Annotated in this window: 14 protein-coding genes; all 14 read right to left on the bottom strand. The window is 65.1% G+C overall.

Annotated elements, in window-relative coordinates:
• Window positions 1–49 precede the first annotated feature (49 nt).
• From ftsA to mraZ, 14 genes are read right to left on the bottom strand one after another with little or no spacing between them, the layout of a single operon-like run.
• Window positions 50–1,318: a cell division protein FtsA gene (gene ftsA, locus BMY03_RS03140; RefSeq protein WP_094010215.1), complete on the bottom strand. Its 1,269-nt coding sequence runs from the start codon at window positions 1,316–1,318 to the stop codon at window positions 50–52.
• Between the two features lie 14 nt (window positions 1,319–1,332).
• Window positions 1,333–2,202, bottom strand: a complete 870-nt coding sequence (locus BMY03_RS03145; protein ID WP_023629819.1) for a cell division protein FtsQ/DivIB — start codon at window positions 2,200–2,202, stop codon at window positions 1,333–1,335.
• A 5-nt stretch (window positions 2,203–2,207) separates the two neighbouring features.
• Window positions 2,208–3,164 (bottom strand): D-alanine--D-alanine ligase, encoded by a 957-nt coding sequence (locus BMY03_RS03150; protein ID WP_094010216.1) that lies wholly within the window; start codon window positions 3,162–3,164, stop codon window positions 2,208–2,210.
• Window positions 3,161–4,609, bottom strand: a complete 1,449-nt coding sequence (murC, locus tag BMY03_RS03155) for a UDP-N-acetylmuramate--L-alanine ligase (RefSeq protein ID WP_038707416.1) — start codon at window positions 4,607–4,609, stop codon at window positions 3,161–3,163. The genes BMY03_RS03150 and murC overlap by 4 nt, the downstream gene beginning before the upstream one ends.
• The gene (murG, locus tag BMY03_RS03160) at window positions 4,602–5,681 is read right to left on the bottom strand and encodes an undecaprenyldiphospho-muramoylpentapeptide beta-N-acetylglucosaminyltransferase (RefSeq protein ID WP_094010217.1); all 1,080 of its coding nucleotides are present in this window, start codon (window positions 5,679–5,681) and stop codon (window positions 4,602–4,604) included. Before murG ends, murC begins: the two co-directional genes overlap by 8 nt.
• Window positions 5,671–6,885 (bottom strand): putative lipid II flippase FtsW, encoded by a 1,215-nt coding sequence (gene ftsW / locus BMY03_RS03165; protein WP_023632511.1) that lies wholly within the window; start codon window positions 6,883–6,885, stop codon window positions 5,671–5,673. Before ftsW ends, murG begins: the two co-directional genes overlap by 11 nt.
• Window positions 6,882–8,228 carry a UDP-N-acetylmuramoyl-L-alanine--D-glutamate ligase gene (gene murD / locus BMY03_RS03170; protein ID WP_038707414.1) on the bottom strand — a complete coding sequence of 449 codons (1,347 nt, stop codon included), beginning with the start codon at window positions 8,226–8,228 and terminating at the stop codon, window positions 6,882–6,884. Before murD ends, ftsW begins: the two co-directional genes overlap by 4 nt.
• Before the next feature lie 6 nt (window positions 8,229–8,234).
• Window positions 8,235–9,317: a phospho-N-acetylmuramoyl-pentapeptide-transferase gene (gene mraY, locus BMY03_RS03175; RefSeq protein WP_011535540.1), complete on the bottom strand. Its 1,083-nt coding sequence runs from the start codon at window positions 9,315–9,317 to the stop codon at window positions 8,235–8,237.
• A complete protein-coding gene (locus tag BMY03_RS03180) occupies window positions 9,317–10,684 on the bottom strand; it encodes a UDP-N-acetylmuramoyl-tripeptide--D-alanyl-D-alanine ligase (protein ID WP_094010218.1) in 1,368 nt (455 codons plus the stop codon). Before BMY03_RS03180 ends, mraY begins: the two co-directional genes overlap by 1 nt.
• Window positions 10,677–12,164, bottom strand: a complete 1,488-nt coding sequence (gene murE / locus BMY03_RS03185; protein ID WP_094010219.1) for a UDP-N-acetylmuramoyl-L-alanyl-D-glutamate--2,6-diaminopimelate ligase — start codon at window positions 12,162–12,164, stop codon at window positions 10,677–10,679. Before murE ends, BMY03_RS03180 begins: the two co-directional genes overlap by 8 nt.
• A complete protein-coding gene (locus tag BMY03_RS03190; RefSeq protein WP_172670937.1) occupies window positions 12,164–13,891 on the bottom strand; it encodes a peptidoglycan D,D-transpeptidase FtsI family protein in 1,728 nt (575 codons plus the stop codon). Before BMY03_RS03190 ends, murE begins: the two co-directional genes overlap by 1 nt.
• Window positions 13,891–14,184 (bottom strand): cell division protein FtsL, encoded by a 294-nt coding sequence (gene ftsL, locus BMY03_RS03195; protein ID WP_023630124.1) that lies wholly within the window; start codon window positions 14,182–14,184, stop codon window positions 13,891–13,893. The genes BMY03_RS03190 and ftsL overlap by 1 nt, the downstream gene beginning before the upstream one ends.
• The gene (gene rsmH, locus BMY03_RS03200; RefSeq protein WP_371041614.1) at window positions 14,181–15,128 is read right to left on the bottom strand and encodes a 16S rRNA (cytosine(1402)-N(4))-methyltransferase RsmH; all 948 of its coding nucleotides are present in this window, start codon (window positions 15,126–15,128) and stop codon (window positions 14,181–14,183) included. The genes ftsL and rsmH overlap by 4 nt, the downstream gene beginning before the upstream one ends.
• A complete protein-coding gene (mraZ, locus tag BMY03_RS03205; RefSeq protein WP_011535546.1) occupies window positions 15,125–15,580 on the bottom strand; it encodes a division/cell wall cluster transcriptional repressor MraZ in 456 nt (151 codons plus the stop codon). Before mraZ ends, rsmH begins: the two co-directional genes overlap by 4 nt.
• Between the last annotated feature and the right edge of the window lie 179 nt (window positions 15,581–15,759).

Genomic DNA, 15,759 nt, shown 5'->3' on the forward strand with positions numbered 1-15,759 from the left:
TCTCCTTACAGTTCTCTAGTTGTCGCGCCTACCACTACTGCTTTGAAACTCAGAAGTTGCTCTGGACCCAACGCTTGAGTCGCTCAAGCACTGGCCCCTTGGGTTCATCGCCATAGCTGTTGTTGCTGCTGTTGCTGTTGCTGATACCGGTCAGGGACAGGTCCTCGGACTGCTTCTGCAGGCCGTAGGTGAGCAGGCCCACGCCGGTGGAATAGATCGGGTTGCGGACCACGTCGCTCAGCCCGCGGACGCTGTGCGGCACGCCCAGGCGTACCGGCATGTGGAAGATTTCCTCGGCCAGTTCCACGGCACCCTCCATCTTCGCGGTACCGCCGGTGAGGACGATGCCGGCCGGCACCAGGTCCTCGTAGCCACTGCGGCGCAGCTCAGCCTGGATCAGGGTGAACAGCTCGTCGTAACGCGGCTCCACCACTTCGGCCAAGGCCTGGCGCGACAGCTCGCGCGGCGGGCGATCACCCACGCTCGGCACCTTGATGGTCTCTCCGGCACCGGCCAGCTTGGCCAGAGCGCAGGCGTAGCGGATCTTGATTTCCTCGGCGTACTGCGTAGGCGTACGCAGGGCCATGGCGATGTCGTTGGTGACCTGGTCGCCGGCGATCGGAATTACCGCGGTGTGGCGGATCGCGCCTTCGGTGAAGATGGCGATGTCGGTGGTGCCGCCACCGATGTCCACCAGGCACACGCCCAGCTCTTTCTCGTCGTCGGTCAGCACCGAGTAGGCCGAGGCCAGTTGCTCGAGGATGATGTCGTCGATTTCCAGACCGCAGCGACGCACGCATTTTTCGATGTTCTGCGCCGCGTTCACCGCGCAGGTAACCACGTGGACCTTGGCTTCCAGGCGCACGCCCGACATGCCCAGGGGCTCGCGCACGCCTTCCTGGTTGTCGATCACGTAGTCCTGCGGCAGGGTGTGCAGCACCCGCTGGTCGGCCGGGATGGCCACGGCCTGGGCGGCATCGAGCACGCGCTCGAGGTCGGCGGTGCTGACTTCACGGTCGCGGATGGCGACGATGCCGTGGGAGTTCAGGCTGCGGATATGGTTGCCGGCAACACCGACGAACGCCGAATGGATGCGGCAGCCGGCCATCAGCTGGGCCTCTTCGACGGCGCGCTGGATCGACTGCACGGTCGATTCGATATTCACCACCACGCCCTTCTTCAGGCCGCGTGACGGATGGGTGCCGATCCCGACGATCTCCAGGGTGCCGTCCTCGCCGACTTCACCCACCAGCGCCACCACCTTGGAGGTGCCGATGTCCAGCCCGACGATCATTTTGCCGCTATGCGCGTTTGCCATGGTCCTGCCTCTCTCTAATTCTTCGCAACGGCGGGTTGGGCCGTCGTCGGTGCATTCGGTTCCCGCCAACCAACGGCAAGTCCGTTGGAATAACGCAGATCGATGCGGGCGATATTGGTGATCTGGTCTTTAAGCGATTTGTCGTAAATGGCAATGAAACGGCGCATCTTCTCCACCAGGTGGTCGCGCCCCAGCAGCAGCTCGATGCCTGGGCCGGCGCTACCCGCGCCAGTGGTCAGGAACCAGCTGCCTCGCTCGCGCAGCTCCAGGCGAGCGATGGAAAAGCCCATGGGGCGCAGCATCTGGCTCAATACCTGATACTGCTGCATGACTTGTTGCTGAGCGCGCTGCGGCCCGAACAGCTGCGGCAGGTGCTCGTAGTTGGCCAGCTCGCGCGGGGTGAAGGCCTGCCCCTGGTTGTTGAGCAAGGCCTCGTCGCCCCAGCGCGCCACCGGCAACTGTTCTTCCAGGCGGATAACCACCTCGTCCGGCCACACCCTGCGCACTTCGGCGTGGGCGATCCAGGGCATCTGCTCGAGCTCGACGCGCATCGCCGCGAGGTCGACGGTGAAGAAGCTCGCCGCCACGTAGGGCGCGATCCGCTGCTGCACCGCCTGCTGACTGATGTAGCTGAGGTCGCCCTGCACGGCAATCTTGGTGATCGGCCGGTCGGCGTAGGGCATCAGGCGAATGGCACCCTCATAGGCGCCAAAACCGGCGGCCACCAGCAATACCGGCCACAGCAGACGCTTGAGGCCGCCGAAGCTTGGCCGCGGCAGGCGCGCCGATACGGGCTCGTCAGCCACCAGTCGGCTGGCACCACGCGGCACCGGCTTGCTACGGCCGGTGACGGGTGGCTGCTGACGTATCATCGCGCCTTGCATGGCTATTAACCTCTCGTCGCTACGCTGTCGGCCAGGATCGCCAGCACCAGCTGCTGGAAGTCCAGGCCGGCGGCACGGGCCGCCATGGGCACCAGGCTATGGTCGGTCATGCCCGGTGCGGTGTTGACCTCGAGCAGCCAGAAACGGCCCTGCTCGTCCTGCATCACGTCCAGACGGCCCCAGCCCTCGATACCAACGGCATCGCAGGCGCGCGCGGTAAGGTCGATCAGCTCCTGCTCCTTGACGCTGTCCAGGCCGCACGGGATGCGGTACTGGGTGTCATTGGCGATGTACTTGGCGTCGTAGTCGTAGAACACGTGAGGGGTGCCCAGCGCGATCGGCGGCAGCACCTGGCCACGCAGCACGGCGATGGTGAACTCCGGACCGTGGATCCACTGCTCGACCAGCACTTGCGAATCGTAGTTGGCGGCGTCTTTCCAGGCGGTGACCAGCTCTTGCTCGCTGTTCACCTTGGCCATGCCGATGCTCGAACCTTCATGGGCGGGTTTGACGATCAACGGGAAGCCCAGTTCCGCACTGGCGGCCACGCAATCCTGCTCGCTGGCCAGCACGGCGTGACGCGGCGTGGGGATACCCAGGCTCTGCCACACCTGCTTGGTGCGCAGCTTGTCCATGGCCAGCGCCGAGGCGAGGATGCCGCTGCCGGTGTAGGGAATCCCCAGGCATTCGAGCAGGCCCTGCATGCTGCCGTCCTCACCGCCACGGCCGTGGAGGATGATGAAGGCGCGGTCGATCTTCTCGCTCTGCAGGCGGGTCAGCAGGTCGTCGCCGACGTCGATGGCGACTACGTCGACACCAGCGCTGGTCAGCGCCTCGATCACTGCCTTGCCCGACTTCAGGGAAACCTCACGCTCGGCACTCTTGCCACCGTACAGCACGGCGACGCGGCCAAAGGCCTTGACGTCCAGGGTCGAGTGCAACTTGTCGTAGGCGCTGGTCATTTCGACTTCTCCTGCTTGGCGCCTGCGAACAGCGGGCTTTTCATCAATTGCGGGGCCAGGCCGCCGACATCGCCGGCACCCTGGCAGATCAGGATGTCGCCGGCGCGCAGCAGCGGCTTGACCAGCGGCGCGAGCTCGGCGCCGCGTTCGATGTAGATCGGATCGAGCTTGCCGCGCTGGCGGATGCTGTGGCACAGCTGGCGGCTGTCGGCGCCGGGGATCGGCTCTTCGCCGGCCGGGTAGACCTCCATCAGCAGCAGCACGTTGGCATCGCCCAGCACCTGCACGAAATCGTCGTACAGATCGCGGGTGCGGCTATAGCGGTGCGGCTGGTAGACAATTACCAGGCGGCGGCTCGGCCAGCCGCCACGCACGGCCTTGATCACCGCGGCGACCTCGGTCGGGTGGTGGCCATAGTCGTCGACCAGCATCACGCTGCCACCGTCGACCGGCAGCTCGCCGTAGACCTGGAAGCGTCGACCGACGCCCTGGAAGCCCGACAGGCCCTGGACGATGGCCTCGTCGCTGATGCCTTCGTCGGTGGCGATGGCGATGGTCGCCAACGCGTTGAGCACGTTGTGGTTACCCGGCATGTTCACCGACACTTCCAGCGGCTCACAGTCACGGCGCAGCACGGTGAAGTGGGTCTGCATGCCCTGCTGACGCACATTGATGGCGCGGATGTCGGCCTCTTCGCTGAAGCCGTAGGTAACCGTCGGGCGCTTGACCTGCGGCAGGATCTCGCGCACCACCGGGTCGTCCAGGCACATCACCGCCAGGCCATAGAACGGCAGGTTGTGGAGGAACTCGACAAAGGTCTTCTTCAGCTTGTTGAAGTCGCCTTCGTAGGTGGCCATGTGGTCGGCGTCGATGTTGGTGACCACCGCGACCATGGGCTGCAGGTGCAGGAAGCTGGCGTCGCTCTCGTCGGCTTCGGCGATCAGGTAGCGGCTGGTGCCCAACTGCGCGTTGGTCCCGGCCGCGGTCAGGCGACCACCGATGACGAAGGTCGGGTCCAGGCCACCGGCGGCGAACACCGAGGCCAGCAGGCTGGTGGTGGTGGTCTTGCCGTGGGTGCCGGCCACCGCCACGCCATGGCGATAGCGCATCAGCTCGGCGAGCATCTCGGCACGCGGCACCACGGGGATGCGGCGCTCCAGTGCGGTGGCGACTTCCGGGTTGGCCGGATTGATCGCGCTGGACACCACCAGCACATCGGCATTGGCGGCGTTCTCGGCGCGGTGGCCGACGAAGATCTCGGCGCCGAACGACTCAAGGCGCTCGGTGACCGGCGACACCTTGAGGTCGGAGCCGGACACTTCATAGCCGAGGTTCAGCAGCACTTCGGCGATGCCGCACATGCCGACGCCGCCGATACCGACGAAGTGGATGCGACGGATACGGCCCATCTTCGGATGCGGCATGGCTTTCTGGCTCTCAACCATGGGCCACCTCCAGGCAGATATCCACCACGGTGCTGGTTGCGGCAGGTTTGGCCAGGCGGCGGGCGGTGCCGGCCATGGCGTTGAGTTTCTCGGGTTGCATCAGCACCTCGTTCAGGCGTTCAGCGAGCTGCGCTGCGCCAGTAGTCGCTTGTGGCATCAGGAAGGCGGCGCCTTCACGTGCCAGGTATTGGGCGTTGTGAGTCTGGTGGTCGTCGATGGCATGGGGCAAGGGCACCAGCATCGAGGGCAGGCCCGCCGCCGCGAGTTCGCTGACGGTCAGGGCGCCGGCCCGGCACACCACCATATCGGCCCAGCCATAGGCATGGGCCATGTCCTTGATGAACGGTTCGACCTGGGCCTCGACCCCCGCCTCGTGATAACGCTCGGCGGTGACGGGCGCGTGGTTCCTGCCCGCCTGGTGGAAAACTTCGGGGCGCAGGTTCGCCGGCACCTCGGACAGGGCCTTAGGCAACAATTTGTTCAATGGTTCCGCACCCAGGCTGCCGCCCATGACCAACAGGCGCGCACGGCGCTCGGCCAGGGGCGCGCGCAGGGCGTCCATGAACAGCTCCGGGCGCACCGGATTGCCGGTAGTGCGCAGCTTGTCACTGGCGGCAAAGGTGTCCGGGAATGCTTCGCAGACACGCGCGGCCAGCGGCAGCAGCAACCGATTGGTGGTACCGGCGCGAGCATTCTGCTCGTGGATCACCAGTGGCACGCCACACAACCGCGCGGCTACGCCACCGGGGCCGGTCACATAGCCACCGAAGCCGACCACGCAGACCGGCTTGAGCTCACGGACGATGCGCCGCGCCTGCATCACGGCTTTGACCAGGGTGAACGGCGCCTTGAGCAGCGACAGCTTGCCCTTGCCGCGCAGGCCGCTGACCTGGATCAGGTGCAGCGGCAGGCCGGCCTGGGGCACCAGTTCGTTCTCGATGCCACGCGGGGTACCCAGCCAATGCACACTGTAGCCGCGTGCCTGGAACTCGCGGGCACAGGCCAGGGCCGGGAACACGTGGCCCCCAGTGCCACCGGCCATGATCAGGACGTTCTTGCCGTCAGCGGCCATGACTGGTCTCCTCGGCAAAATCGCTTTCCTTGAATTCGTGTTCCTCGCTGCCAAGATGGGTGCGGCTCTCCCACTCGATGCGTAAAAGCAGCCCGACACAGGCGCAACAGATCACCAGCGAGCTGCCCCCGTAGCTGAGGAACGGCAGAGTCAGGCCCTTGGTCGGCAACAGGCCGACATTCACGCCGATGTTGATCAGGAACTGGCCGATCCACAGGAATGACAAACCAAAGGCCATGTAGGCGGCGAAGAACTGCTTGGCCTTCTCGGCCCACAGGCCGATGTACAGGGCACGCACGGTGATGAACACGAACAGCGCGATGGTCAGCAACGAGCCGACCACCCCCAGCTCTTCGGCCAGTACCGAGAACACGAAGTCGGTGTGCGCCTCGGGCAGGTAGAACTGCTTCTGCACGCTATTGCCCAGGCCCACGCCCAACCATTCGCCGCGGCCGAAGGCGATCAGCGCCTGGGTCAGCTGGTAGCCGGAGCCGAACTGGTCGCTCCAGGGGTCGGTGAAGGTGATCAGGCGCGCCATCCGGTAAGGCTGGGCCTGGACCAGTACCACCACCGATATGACCGCCAGCACCACCATCAGCGAGAAGCGGAACAGCCCCACCCCGCCGAGGAACAGCATGGCCGCCGCAGCGCCCATCATCACCACCGTGGCGCCGAAGTCCGGCTCCATCAGCAGCAGGCCGGCCATTGGCAGCAGCACGATGAACGGTTTGAAGAAGCCCATCCAGCTTTCGCGCACCTCGGTCTGGCGACGCACCAGGTAGCCGGCGAGATAAATGACCACGAAGACCTTGGCGATCTCCGACGGCTGGACGTTGAAGAAGCTGAAGCCGATCCAGCGCATCGAACCGTTCACCTCACGGCCGATACCGGGCACCAGCACCAGCACCAACAGGCCGAAGGCACCGATCAGCATCATGAAGCCCATGCGCTGCCAGGTGGCGATCGGCACCAGCATGGTCATCAACCCGGCGCCCAGGCCCAGGGTGACGTACACCAGGTGGCGGAACATGTGGTACAGCGGGTTGCCGGACTGCACCGCGGCCACTTCGGAGGAAGCCGAGGTGATCATCACCAGGCCCAGGCCGAGCAGCGCCAGGCAACCGGCCAGCAGCGGGAAGTCGAGGTCGATGCCACGGCCGCTGATCAGCGGCGACGGGTACGGCTTGAGGATGCCGAAGATCATGCCAGCCCCTCCGCTGCCTGGGCGAACAGACGCCCGCGCTCTTCAAAGTTCTTGAACATGTCGAGGCTGGCGCAGGCCGGCGACAGCAGCACCGCGTCACCGGCGCGAGCCAGCTCGGCGCAACGCTGCACGGCCTCATCGAGGGTCTGCACGGGCACCAGTTGCACGGCATCCTTCAGGGTTTCGGCCAGGCGTGCGGCATCGCGGCCGATCAGCACCACGGCGCGACAATGCTGCGCCACCGGGGTGCGCAAGGCCGCAAAATCGGCACCCTTGCCATCGCCGCCGGCGATCAGCACCAGTTTGCCCTCGATATCGGCGCCCAGGCCTTCGATGGCCGCCAGCGCGGCACCGACGTTGGTGGCCTTGGAATCGTCGTACCAGTTCACGCCGTTGCGCTCGCGCACCCACTGACAACGATGGGCCAGGCCCTTGAATTCGCGCAGCGCGTCGAGCATAGGCGCGAACGGCAGGCCGACGGCGTGGCCGAGGGCCAGGGCAGCCAGGGCGTTACTGTGATTGTGAGCGCCACGGATCTTCAGCTCCCGCACTGGCATGAGGGTCTGGAACTCGAACGCCAGGTATTTCTCGCCGTCCACTTCACGCAGGCCGAAGGCCTTGAAGTCCGGTGCGTTGAGGCCAAAGGTCCAGCACGGACGGCCTTCGACCGGCAACGGACGGCTCAGGGCATCCTGGCGGTTGACCACCACCTGGCGGGCGCCGCGGAAGATCCGGTGCTTGGCCAGGTGATAGGCCGGCAGGCCGCTGTAGCGGTCCATGTGGTCTTCGCTGATGTTCAGCACGGTGGCCACTTCGGCGTTGAGCTGGTCGGTGGTCTCCAGCTGGAAGCTCGACAGCTCCAGCACGTACAGCTCGACGTCGTCCGCCAGCAAGTCCAGGGCCGGGGTGCCGAGATTGCCGCCGACTGCCACACGTTTGCCTGCCTTGGCGGCCATCTCGCCGACCAGGGTGGTCACGGTGCTCTTGGCGTTGGAGCCGCTGATGGCCACGATCGGCGCCTTGGCGTGATGGGCGAACAGCTCGATGTCCCCGGACAGCTTGACGCCACGCGCCGCGGCCTGTTGCAGCGCAGGCGTGGCCAGGGCCAGGCCCGGGCTGACATACAGCTCGCTGGCCCGGCACAGGAAGTCCACGTCCAGCTCGCCACAGCGCACTTCCACCTGCGGGTATTCACGGCGCAGGGTGTCCAGTTCCGGCGGTTGCTCGCGGGTGTCGGCGACCGCAAAGGCAATGCCCCGGCTCGCCAGGAAGCGAACCAGGGACATGCCGCTCTTGCCGAGGCCGACAACGATGCGGAATTGGTCGGAAGCGATCAGTGACACGCTCGTTTACCTCAGTTTCAGGGTGGCAAGGCCAATCAGCACGAGAATCACGGTGATGATCCAGAAGCGGACGATCACCCGTGGCTCGGGCCAACCCTTGAGTTCAAAGTGGTGGTGGATCGGCGCCATGCGGAACACGCGCTTGCCGGTGAGCTTGAACGAGGCCACCTGGATGACCACCGACAGGGTTTCCATCACGAACACGCCGCCCATGATGAACAGGACGACTTCCTGGCGCACGATCACCGCGATGGTGCCCAGCGCAGCGCCCAGGGCCAGCGCGCCGACGTCGCCCATGAATACCTGGGCCGGGTAGGTGTTGAACCACAGGAAGCCCAGGCCCGCGCCGATCAGCGCGCCGCAGAACACGATCAGCTCGCCTGCGCCAGGCACGTAGGGGATCAACAGGTATTCGGCAAACTTCACGTTGCCCGACAGGTAGCAGAAGATGCCCAGCGCGCCGCCGACCATCACCGTCGGCATGATCGCCAGGCCATCGAGGCCGTCGGTCAGGTTGACCGCGTTGCTCGAGCCGACAATGACGAAATAAGTGAGCACGATGAACCCGGCGCCCAGCGGGATGGCCAGGTCCTTGAGCATCGGGATGATCAGCGTGGTCTCGACGCTGGTCGGCGCGGTCTTGTACAGGAAGATCGCCGCAGCCAGGCCGAATACCGACTGCCAGAAATACTTCCAGCGGCTCGGCAGGCCGCGGGAGTTCTTCTCGATGACCTTGCGGTAGTCGTCGACCCAGCCGATGGCGCCGAACGCCAGGGTGACGATCAGCACCACCCACACATAGCGGTTGGTCAGGTCGGCCCACAGCAGGGTGCTGATGGCGATGGCGGAAAGGATCAGCGCACCGCCCATGGTCGGGGTGCCGGACTTGGACAGGTGCGATTGTGGGCCGTCGTTACGCACGGCCTGACCGATCTGGCGGATCTGCAGGGTACGGATCATCCACGGGCCCAGCCACAGGGCCAGGGACAGCGCGGTCAGTACACCCAGGATCCCGCGCAGGGTCAGGTACTGGAAGACTGCGAAGCCCTTGTGGAACTGTTGCAGATACTCAGCCAACAGCAGCAGCATTAATGTTTCTCCCCGCTGGCGCCGCACAGTGCGGCCACGACGTTTTCCATCGCAGCGCTGCGCGAGCCCTTGATCAAGATAGTGGTGTCGCTGGCGGCCTCGGCCTTGACGGCTTCGATCAGCTCAGCTTGAGTGGCGAAATGGCGACCATTGGTACCGAATGCCTGAACGGCATGGGCCATGTTGGTGCCCACCGCGTACAGCGCATCGACCTTGCCACGTGCATAGTCACCCACCTGGCGGTGACCTTCCTCGGCCCATTGCCCCAGTTCGCCGATATCCCCGAGCACCAGGACGGTGCGGCCGGAAAAGCCGGCGAGTATATCAATGGCGGCACACATCGAGGTGGGATTTGCGTTGTAGCTGTCGTCGATCACCCGCGCGCCGCTGGGCGCAATCTGCGCAACGGTACGGCCCTTGACCGGTTGCACGGCGCCAAGGCCGGCGGCGATGCCGCTCAGGCTCAGACCAACGGCATGGGCTGCTGCTGCTGCAGCCAGGGCGTTGCTGACGTTATGGATGCCGAGCAGGTTCAATTGCACCGGGACGCTGCCGTCCGGGCCATGCAGGGTGAACGAGGGGCAGCCACGGGCGTCGCGGCCGATATCGCTGGCGTGGAAGTCGGCCTGCGGGTTGTCCAGCGCAAAGCTGACGACGCGGTGATTGCCCGCGCGCCGACGCCAGATATCGAACGCCTTGTCGGCCAGGTTGAGGATGGCCGTGCCACCCTCGCCCAGGCCTTCGAGGATCTCGCCCTTGGCCTCGACGATCTTCTCCGGGCCGCCGAACTCGCCGACGTGGGCGGTACCGGCGTTGTTGATGATGACTACCTGTGGCCGGGTCAGGCCGACGGTGTAGCGGATCTCGCCGATGCGCGAGGCCCCCAGCTCGATCACCGCGGCGCTGTGCTCCGGGGCGATCTCCAGCAGGGTCAGCGGTGCGCCGAGGTCGTTGTTGAGATTGCCGCGGGTGGCATGCACCGGCCCGCGGGTACGCAGGATCGCGGCGAGCATTTCCTTGACCGTGGTCTTGCCGCTGGAGCCAGTAATGGCCACCACCGGCTTGTCGAAGGCAGCACGATTCAGCGCGCCGAGCTGGCCAAGCGCTACACGGCAGTCGGCAACCACCAGTTGCGGCAGATCGACATCGGTGATTTCGCGCTCGACCAGCGCGGCAACCGCCCCCTTGGCCTTCACATCGACCAGGTAGTCATGGCCATCGAAGCGCGGCCCGCTGAGGGCGACGAACAGTTGACCGGCAGCGACGCTGCGGCTGTCGATGCTGACGCCGGTGAAACTGGCGTCGGCGCCTGCCAGGCGTGCGTTCAAAGCAGCAGTCAGCTGGCTGAGCATCATGGGCTTAAGCATGTGGAGCCTCCCAGGCGGCTAGGGCCTTCTCGGCTTCGACCAGATCGGAGAAGTCATGGCGCTCGCCATTGATCTCCTGGTAATCCTCGTGGCCCTTGCCGGCCAGGACGATCACATCCTCGGCAGCAGCAGTGGCGACCAGATGGGCAATGGCCAGGCCACGGCCAGCGACGAACTCCACGCTGTCGGGCTGGGCAAAGCCGGGGCGAATGTCATCGAAGATGCGCTGCGGATCCTCGGTACGCGGGTTGTCATCAGTCACCAGCACACGATCGGCCAGGCGCTCGGCGACTGCCGCCATCAGCGGACGCTTGCCGGCGTCACGATCACCACCACAGCCGAACAGGCACAGCAGCTTGCCGTGGGCGTGCGGGCGCAATGCCTCGAGCACCTTTTCCAGGGCATCCGGGGTGTGGGCGTAGTCGACCACCACCAACGGCTTTTTACCGCCACCCAGGCGCTGCATGCGGCCGACCGGGCCCTGCAGCTGCGGAGTGACTTTGAGAATTTCGTCCAGCGAATAGTCCAGCGCCAGCAGGGTAGCCACCGCCGCCAGTATGTTGCTCAGGTTGAAGCGCCCCAGCAGCTGGCTGCACAGGCTGCGTTCGCCCTGTGCGGTAACGAGGGTGGCTCGTACGCCATCATCGTCGAACGTGGCCTCGCGGCAGAACAGCGAAGCGTCGGGGTTCTCCAGGCTGTAGCTGAGCAACCGGGTCTCGATATGATCGGTACTCGGGCGGCGGGCGAAGTCGGCAGCCAGGCGGCGTCCGAACTCATCATCCAGGTTGACCACCTGGCAACGCAGGCTCGGCCAGGCGAACAGCTTGGCCTTGGCGGCCTCATAGGCCTCCATGCTGCCGTGATAGTCCAGGTGATCGCGCGACAGGTTGGTCATCACCGCGATATCGAACTCCAGCGCGGCGACGCGCCCTTGCTCGAGGGCGTGAGAGGACACTTCCATGGCCACGGCCTTGGCGCCGCTCTTTTTCAGGTCGTTCAAGGTCGATTGCACGGCAATCGGGTCCGGCGTGGTCAGGCGGCCGCTCTGCAATTCACCGTAGAAGCCGGTGCCCAGGGTGCCGATCAGCCCGCAACGCTGACCAAGGGCGTCGAGCGCCTGAGCCACCAGCTGGGTGACGCTGGTCTTGCCATTGGTACCGGTGACACCCACCAGGTTCAACTGGCGGCTGGGCTCGCCATAGAAGCGCCCGGCGATCTGCGACAGCTGGCCGATCAGCCCTTTGACCGGGATCAGCGGCACGTCGGTAAGCGGCAACACGCAGGTGCCCTGCTCTTCATAGGCGACCGCGGCGGCGCCACGGGCCAGCGCGTCGGCAATATGCTCACGGCCGTCGACCTTGGCGCCCGGCACAGCGAGGAACAGATCGCCCTGGCGCACCTGGCGGCTGTCCAGGGTCAGCTCGCGGATCAACGGATCGCGGCTGGCATGGGCGAACAGTTTGCTCAATGGCATCGTCATCAACCTCGCCCTCCCTTGGCGGGTACTGCGCTGGCTTGCTGCGTCGAGGGCGGCAGGTTGTCCGGCGGTACATTCATCAGGCGCAGGGTGCCCGACATCACTTTGCTGAATACGGGTGCCGAGACCAGGCCGCCGAAGTAGCCGCCCTTGCTCGGTTCGTCGATGACCACGACGATGGCATAGCGCGGGTCGCTCATCGGGCCGAAGCCGGCGAACAGCGAACGGTAGGCGTTCTCGGTGTAGCCCTTGGAACCGACGGTGGCTTTACGCGCCGTACCGGACTTGCCACCCACGTGGTAGAACGGCACCTGGGCACGGAATACCCCGCGCGGCGCTTCGATTACCTGCTGCAGCATGCCCTGCACGGTTTCGGCGGTTTCCTTGGGGATCGCCTGGACCGATTCCGGGGCCTTGTCGACCTTGAGGATCGACAGCGGCACCATCTTGCCGTCGTTGGCCAGTGCGGCGTAGGCATGCACCAGCTGCAGGGCGGTCACCGACACGCCGTAGCCATACGACAAGGTCGCGGTCTCGGCCTTGCGCCACTCGCGGTGGTTGGGCAGGTTGCCGACACGCTCGCCGGGGAAGCCGAGGCCGGTGTACTGGCCCAGGCCTACCTGGGACATGACCCGGTAGATGGCCTCGCCACCGATATCGAAGGCGATCTTGCTCATGCCGACGTTGGACGAGTTGATCAGGATGCCGGTCAGGTCGAGAATCGGGCCCTCGCTGCGCGACACGTCCTTGATGGTGTAGCGGCCGATTTGCAGGCTGCCCGGATAGACCTCGACCTTGTCGGTGACCTTCCAGCGGCCACTCTGCAAGGCGGCGCTCATCGAAATCGGCTTGACCGTCGAGCCAGGCTCGAACACATCGATGATCGCCCGGTTGCGCATCGCGGCCGGGAACATGCTGCGGCGGTTGTTCGGGTTGTAGGTCGGCTGGTTGACCATGGCCAGGACCTCGCCGGTCTTGACGTCCATGATCACCAGGCTGCCGGCCTTGGCTTCCTGTTCGGCAATGGCGTTGCGCAGCTCGCGGGTGGCCAGGTACTGCAGACGCAGGTCTATCGACAACGCCAAGGTCTTGCCGGCCTTGGCGTTCTTGGTTACCTGGATGTCCTTGATCAGCCGGCCACGCCGGTCCTTGATCACCTGCCGCTTGCCGGGCACCCCGGCGAGCCATTCGTCGTAGGCGAGTTCGACGCCTTCACGACCATGGTCATCCAGGTCGGTGAAGCCGACCATGTGTGCGGTGACGTCGCCGGCCGGATAGAAGCGGCGGAACTCTTCGAGGCCGTAGACGCCCGGAACCTTCAGGTCGAGGACGTGCTGGCCCTGCTCCGGGGTCAGGCCGCGGACCAGGTAGATGAACTCCTTGCTGGCCTGCTGGGTGAGACGTTCGCTCAATTGCTGCGGATTTTGCCCGAGCGCGGCGGCCAGCTGTGGCCAGCGATCCTTGGCCGCTTGCATTTCCTTGGGGTTGGCCCACAAGGTGGTGACGGGCGTACTGACAGCCAGCGGCTCGCCGTTGCGATCGGTGATCAGGCCGCGGTGCGCGGGGATGGGAATATGGCGCAGGCTGCGAGCATCGCCCTGGCCCTTGAGGAAGTCGCGGTCGACGACCTGCAAGTCGATGATGCGCCAGCAAATGGCACCGACCATCAGCGCCAGCAAACCGATCACCACCCGGAAGCGCCAGGGGTAGAGTGCGCCTTCGAGCTTCATCATGGCGCCACCATTCGCACTTCGTCAGCGGCGGGCACGCGCATCCTGAGCTGCTCCGAGGCCAGGCTCTCGATACGGCTGGAGGCAGTCCAGGTGCTTTGCTCAAGGATCAACCGGCCCCACTCGGCCTGGGCCTTGTCGCGCTCGTTCAGTTCACCGTACAGGGTGTTGAGCAACTGACGGTTCCAGTGGGCGCTGTAGGAAACGGCGATCGCCGAAATCAGCACGGCGACGAACAGCAGAAGCATCAGGAAGCTTCCGCCTGGCAGCGGCTTGGCAAACAGCCTGCTCACCGCAACTTCTCCGCGACCCGCATGACGGCGCTGCGCGACCGAGGGTTGGCCTTGAGTTCGGTTTCGGAGGCGAACTGCGCCTTGCCGATCAATTTGATCTTCGGCTCGAAGGCCTTGTGCTGGACCGGCAGGTTGCGCGGCAAATTGTCTGCCTCGCCCTTGACCAGCTTGCGCATGAACAGTTTGACGATACGGTCTTCCAACGAGTGGAAGCTGATCACTGCCAGGCGGCCACCCACCTCAAGGGCGTCGAGCGCGGCTTCAAGGCCGGTCTCGAGGTCGCCAAGCTCGTTGTTGACATGGATGCGCAGGCCCTGGAAAGCGCGGGTCGCAGGGTTCTTGCCCTTTTCCCAGGCCGGGTTGGCGACCTTGAGCACTTCCGCCAGGTCGGCGGTACGGGTGAACGGCTGCTTCTCGCGGCGCTCGACCACGGCGCGCGCCATGCGGCCGGCGAAGCGCTCCTCGCCGTACTCCTTGAACACCCGGGCAATTTCTTCGACGGGGGCGGTGGCGACGAACTCGGCGGCGCTGATGCCCTGGCCCGGGTTCATGCGCATGTCCAACGGGCCGTCGTTGAGGAAGCTGAAGCCGCGCTCGGGGTCGTCCAGTTGCGGCGAGGATACGCCCAGGTCGAGCAGGATGCCGCTGACCTTGCCGTCCAGGCCGCGGGCGCGCACTTCGTCGCCGAGTTCGGCAAAGCTGCGCTGCACAATGACAAAGCGGCCGTCTTCGGCCGCCAGCGCTTGCCCGGTGGCAATCGCCTGAGGATCCTTGTCGAAGCCCAGCAACCGCCCTTGCGGCCCGAGCTTGCTGAGGATCAGGCGGCTGTGGCCGCCACGCCCGAAGGTGCCGTCCAGATAGCAACCGTCGGCGCGCAGGGCCAATGCCTCGACGGCTTCGTCGAGGAGGACGGTGATGTGGTTGAAGCCGCTATCTATGGTCACAGGATCAGGTCACGCAAATCATCGGGCATGGCGCCCGGTTGTTGAATAGCTGCAAGGTCAGCTGCCGAAACTGCGTTCCAGGCATCCTCATCCCACAGCTGGAATTTGTTCAGCTGCCCCACCAGCATCGCCTTCTTGTCCAGCTTGGCGTACTCACGCAGACGGGGCGGCACCAGGAAACGCCCACTGCCATCGAGCTCCAGGTCCACCGCATTGCCAATCAGCAAACGCTGCAGGCGACGGTTTTCCTCACGCAACGACGGCAAGGCACGCAACTTAGCTTCTATCTGTTCCCACTCATCGAGGGGATAAACACACAAGCAGGGGTCAACGGCGTCGATGGTCACGATCAATTGACCATTGCAACGCGAATCGAGCTCGTCACGGTACCGGCTCGGCATGGCGAGACGGCCCTTTGCATCGAGGCTGACGGCGTTGGCTCCGCGAAACACGGCTGCGATTCCCCACAATGTTAGCTTTTTTGTGCCAGAAAACCCACTTCATCCCACTTTCTGCCACTTGCGCACACTATAGGAATCCGCCCGCCACACCGTCAAGGCACGTTCATAAGGAAATCCCTTACAGGACGGCGATTTAGCGCAACAAAGGAAGGGAGAAGGATTACAGGCGG

The organism is Pseudomonas soli (genome assembly GCF_900110655.1).
Taxonomy (GTDB): domain Bacteria; phylum Pseudomonadota; class Gammaproteobacteria; order Pseudomonadales; family Pseudomonadaceae; genus Aquipseudomonas; species Aquipseudomonas soli.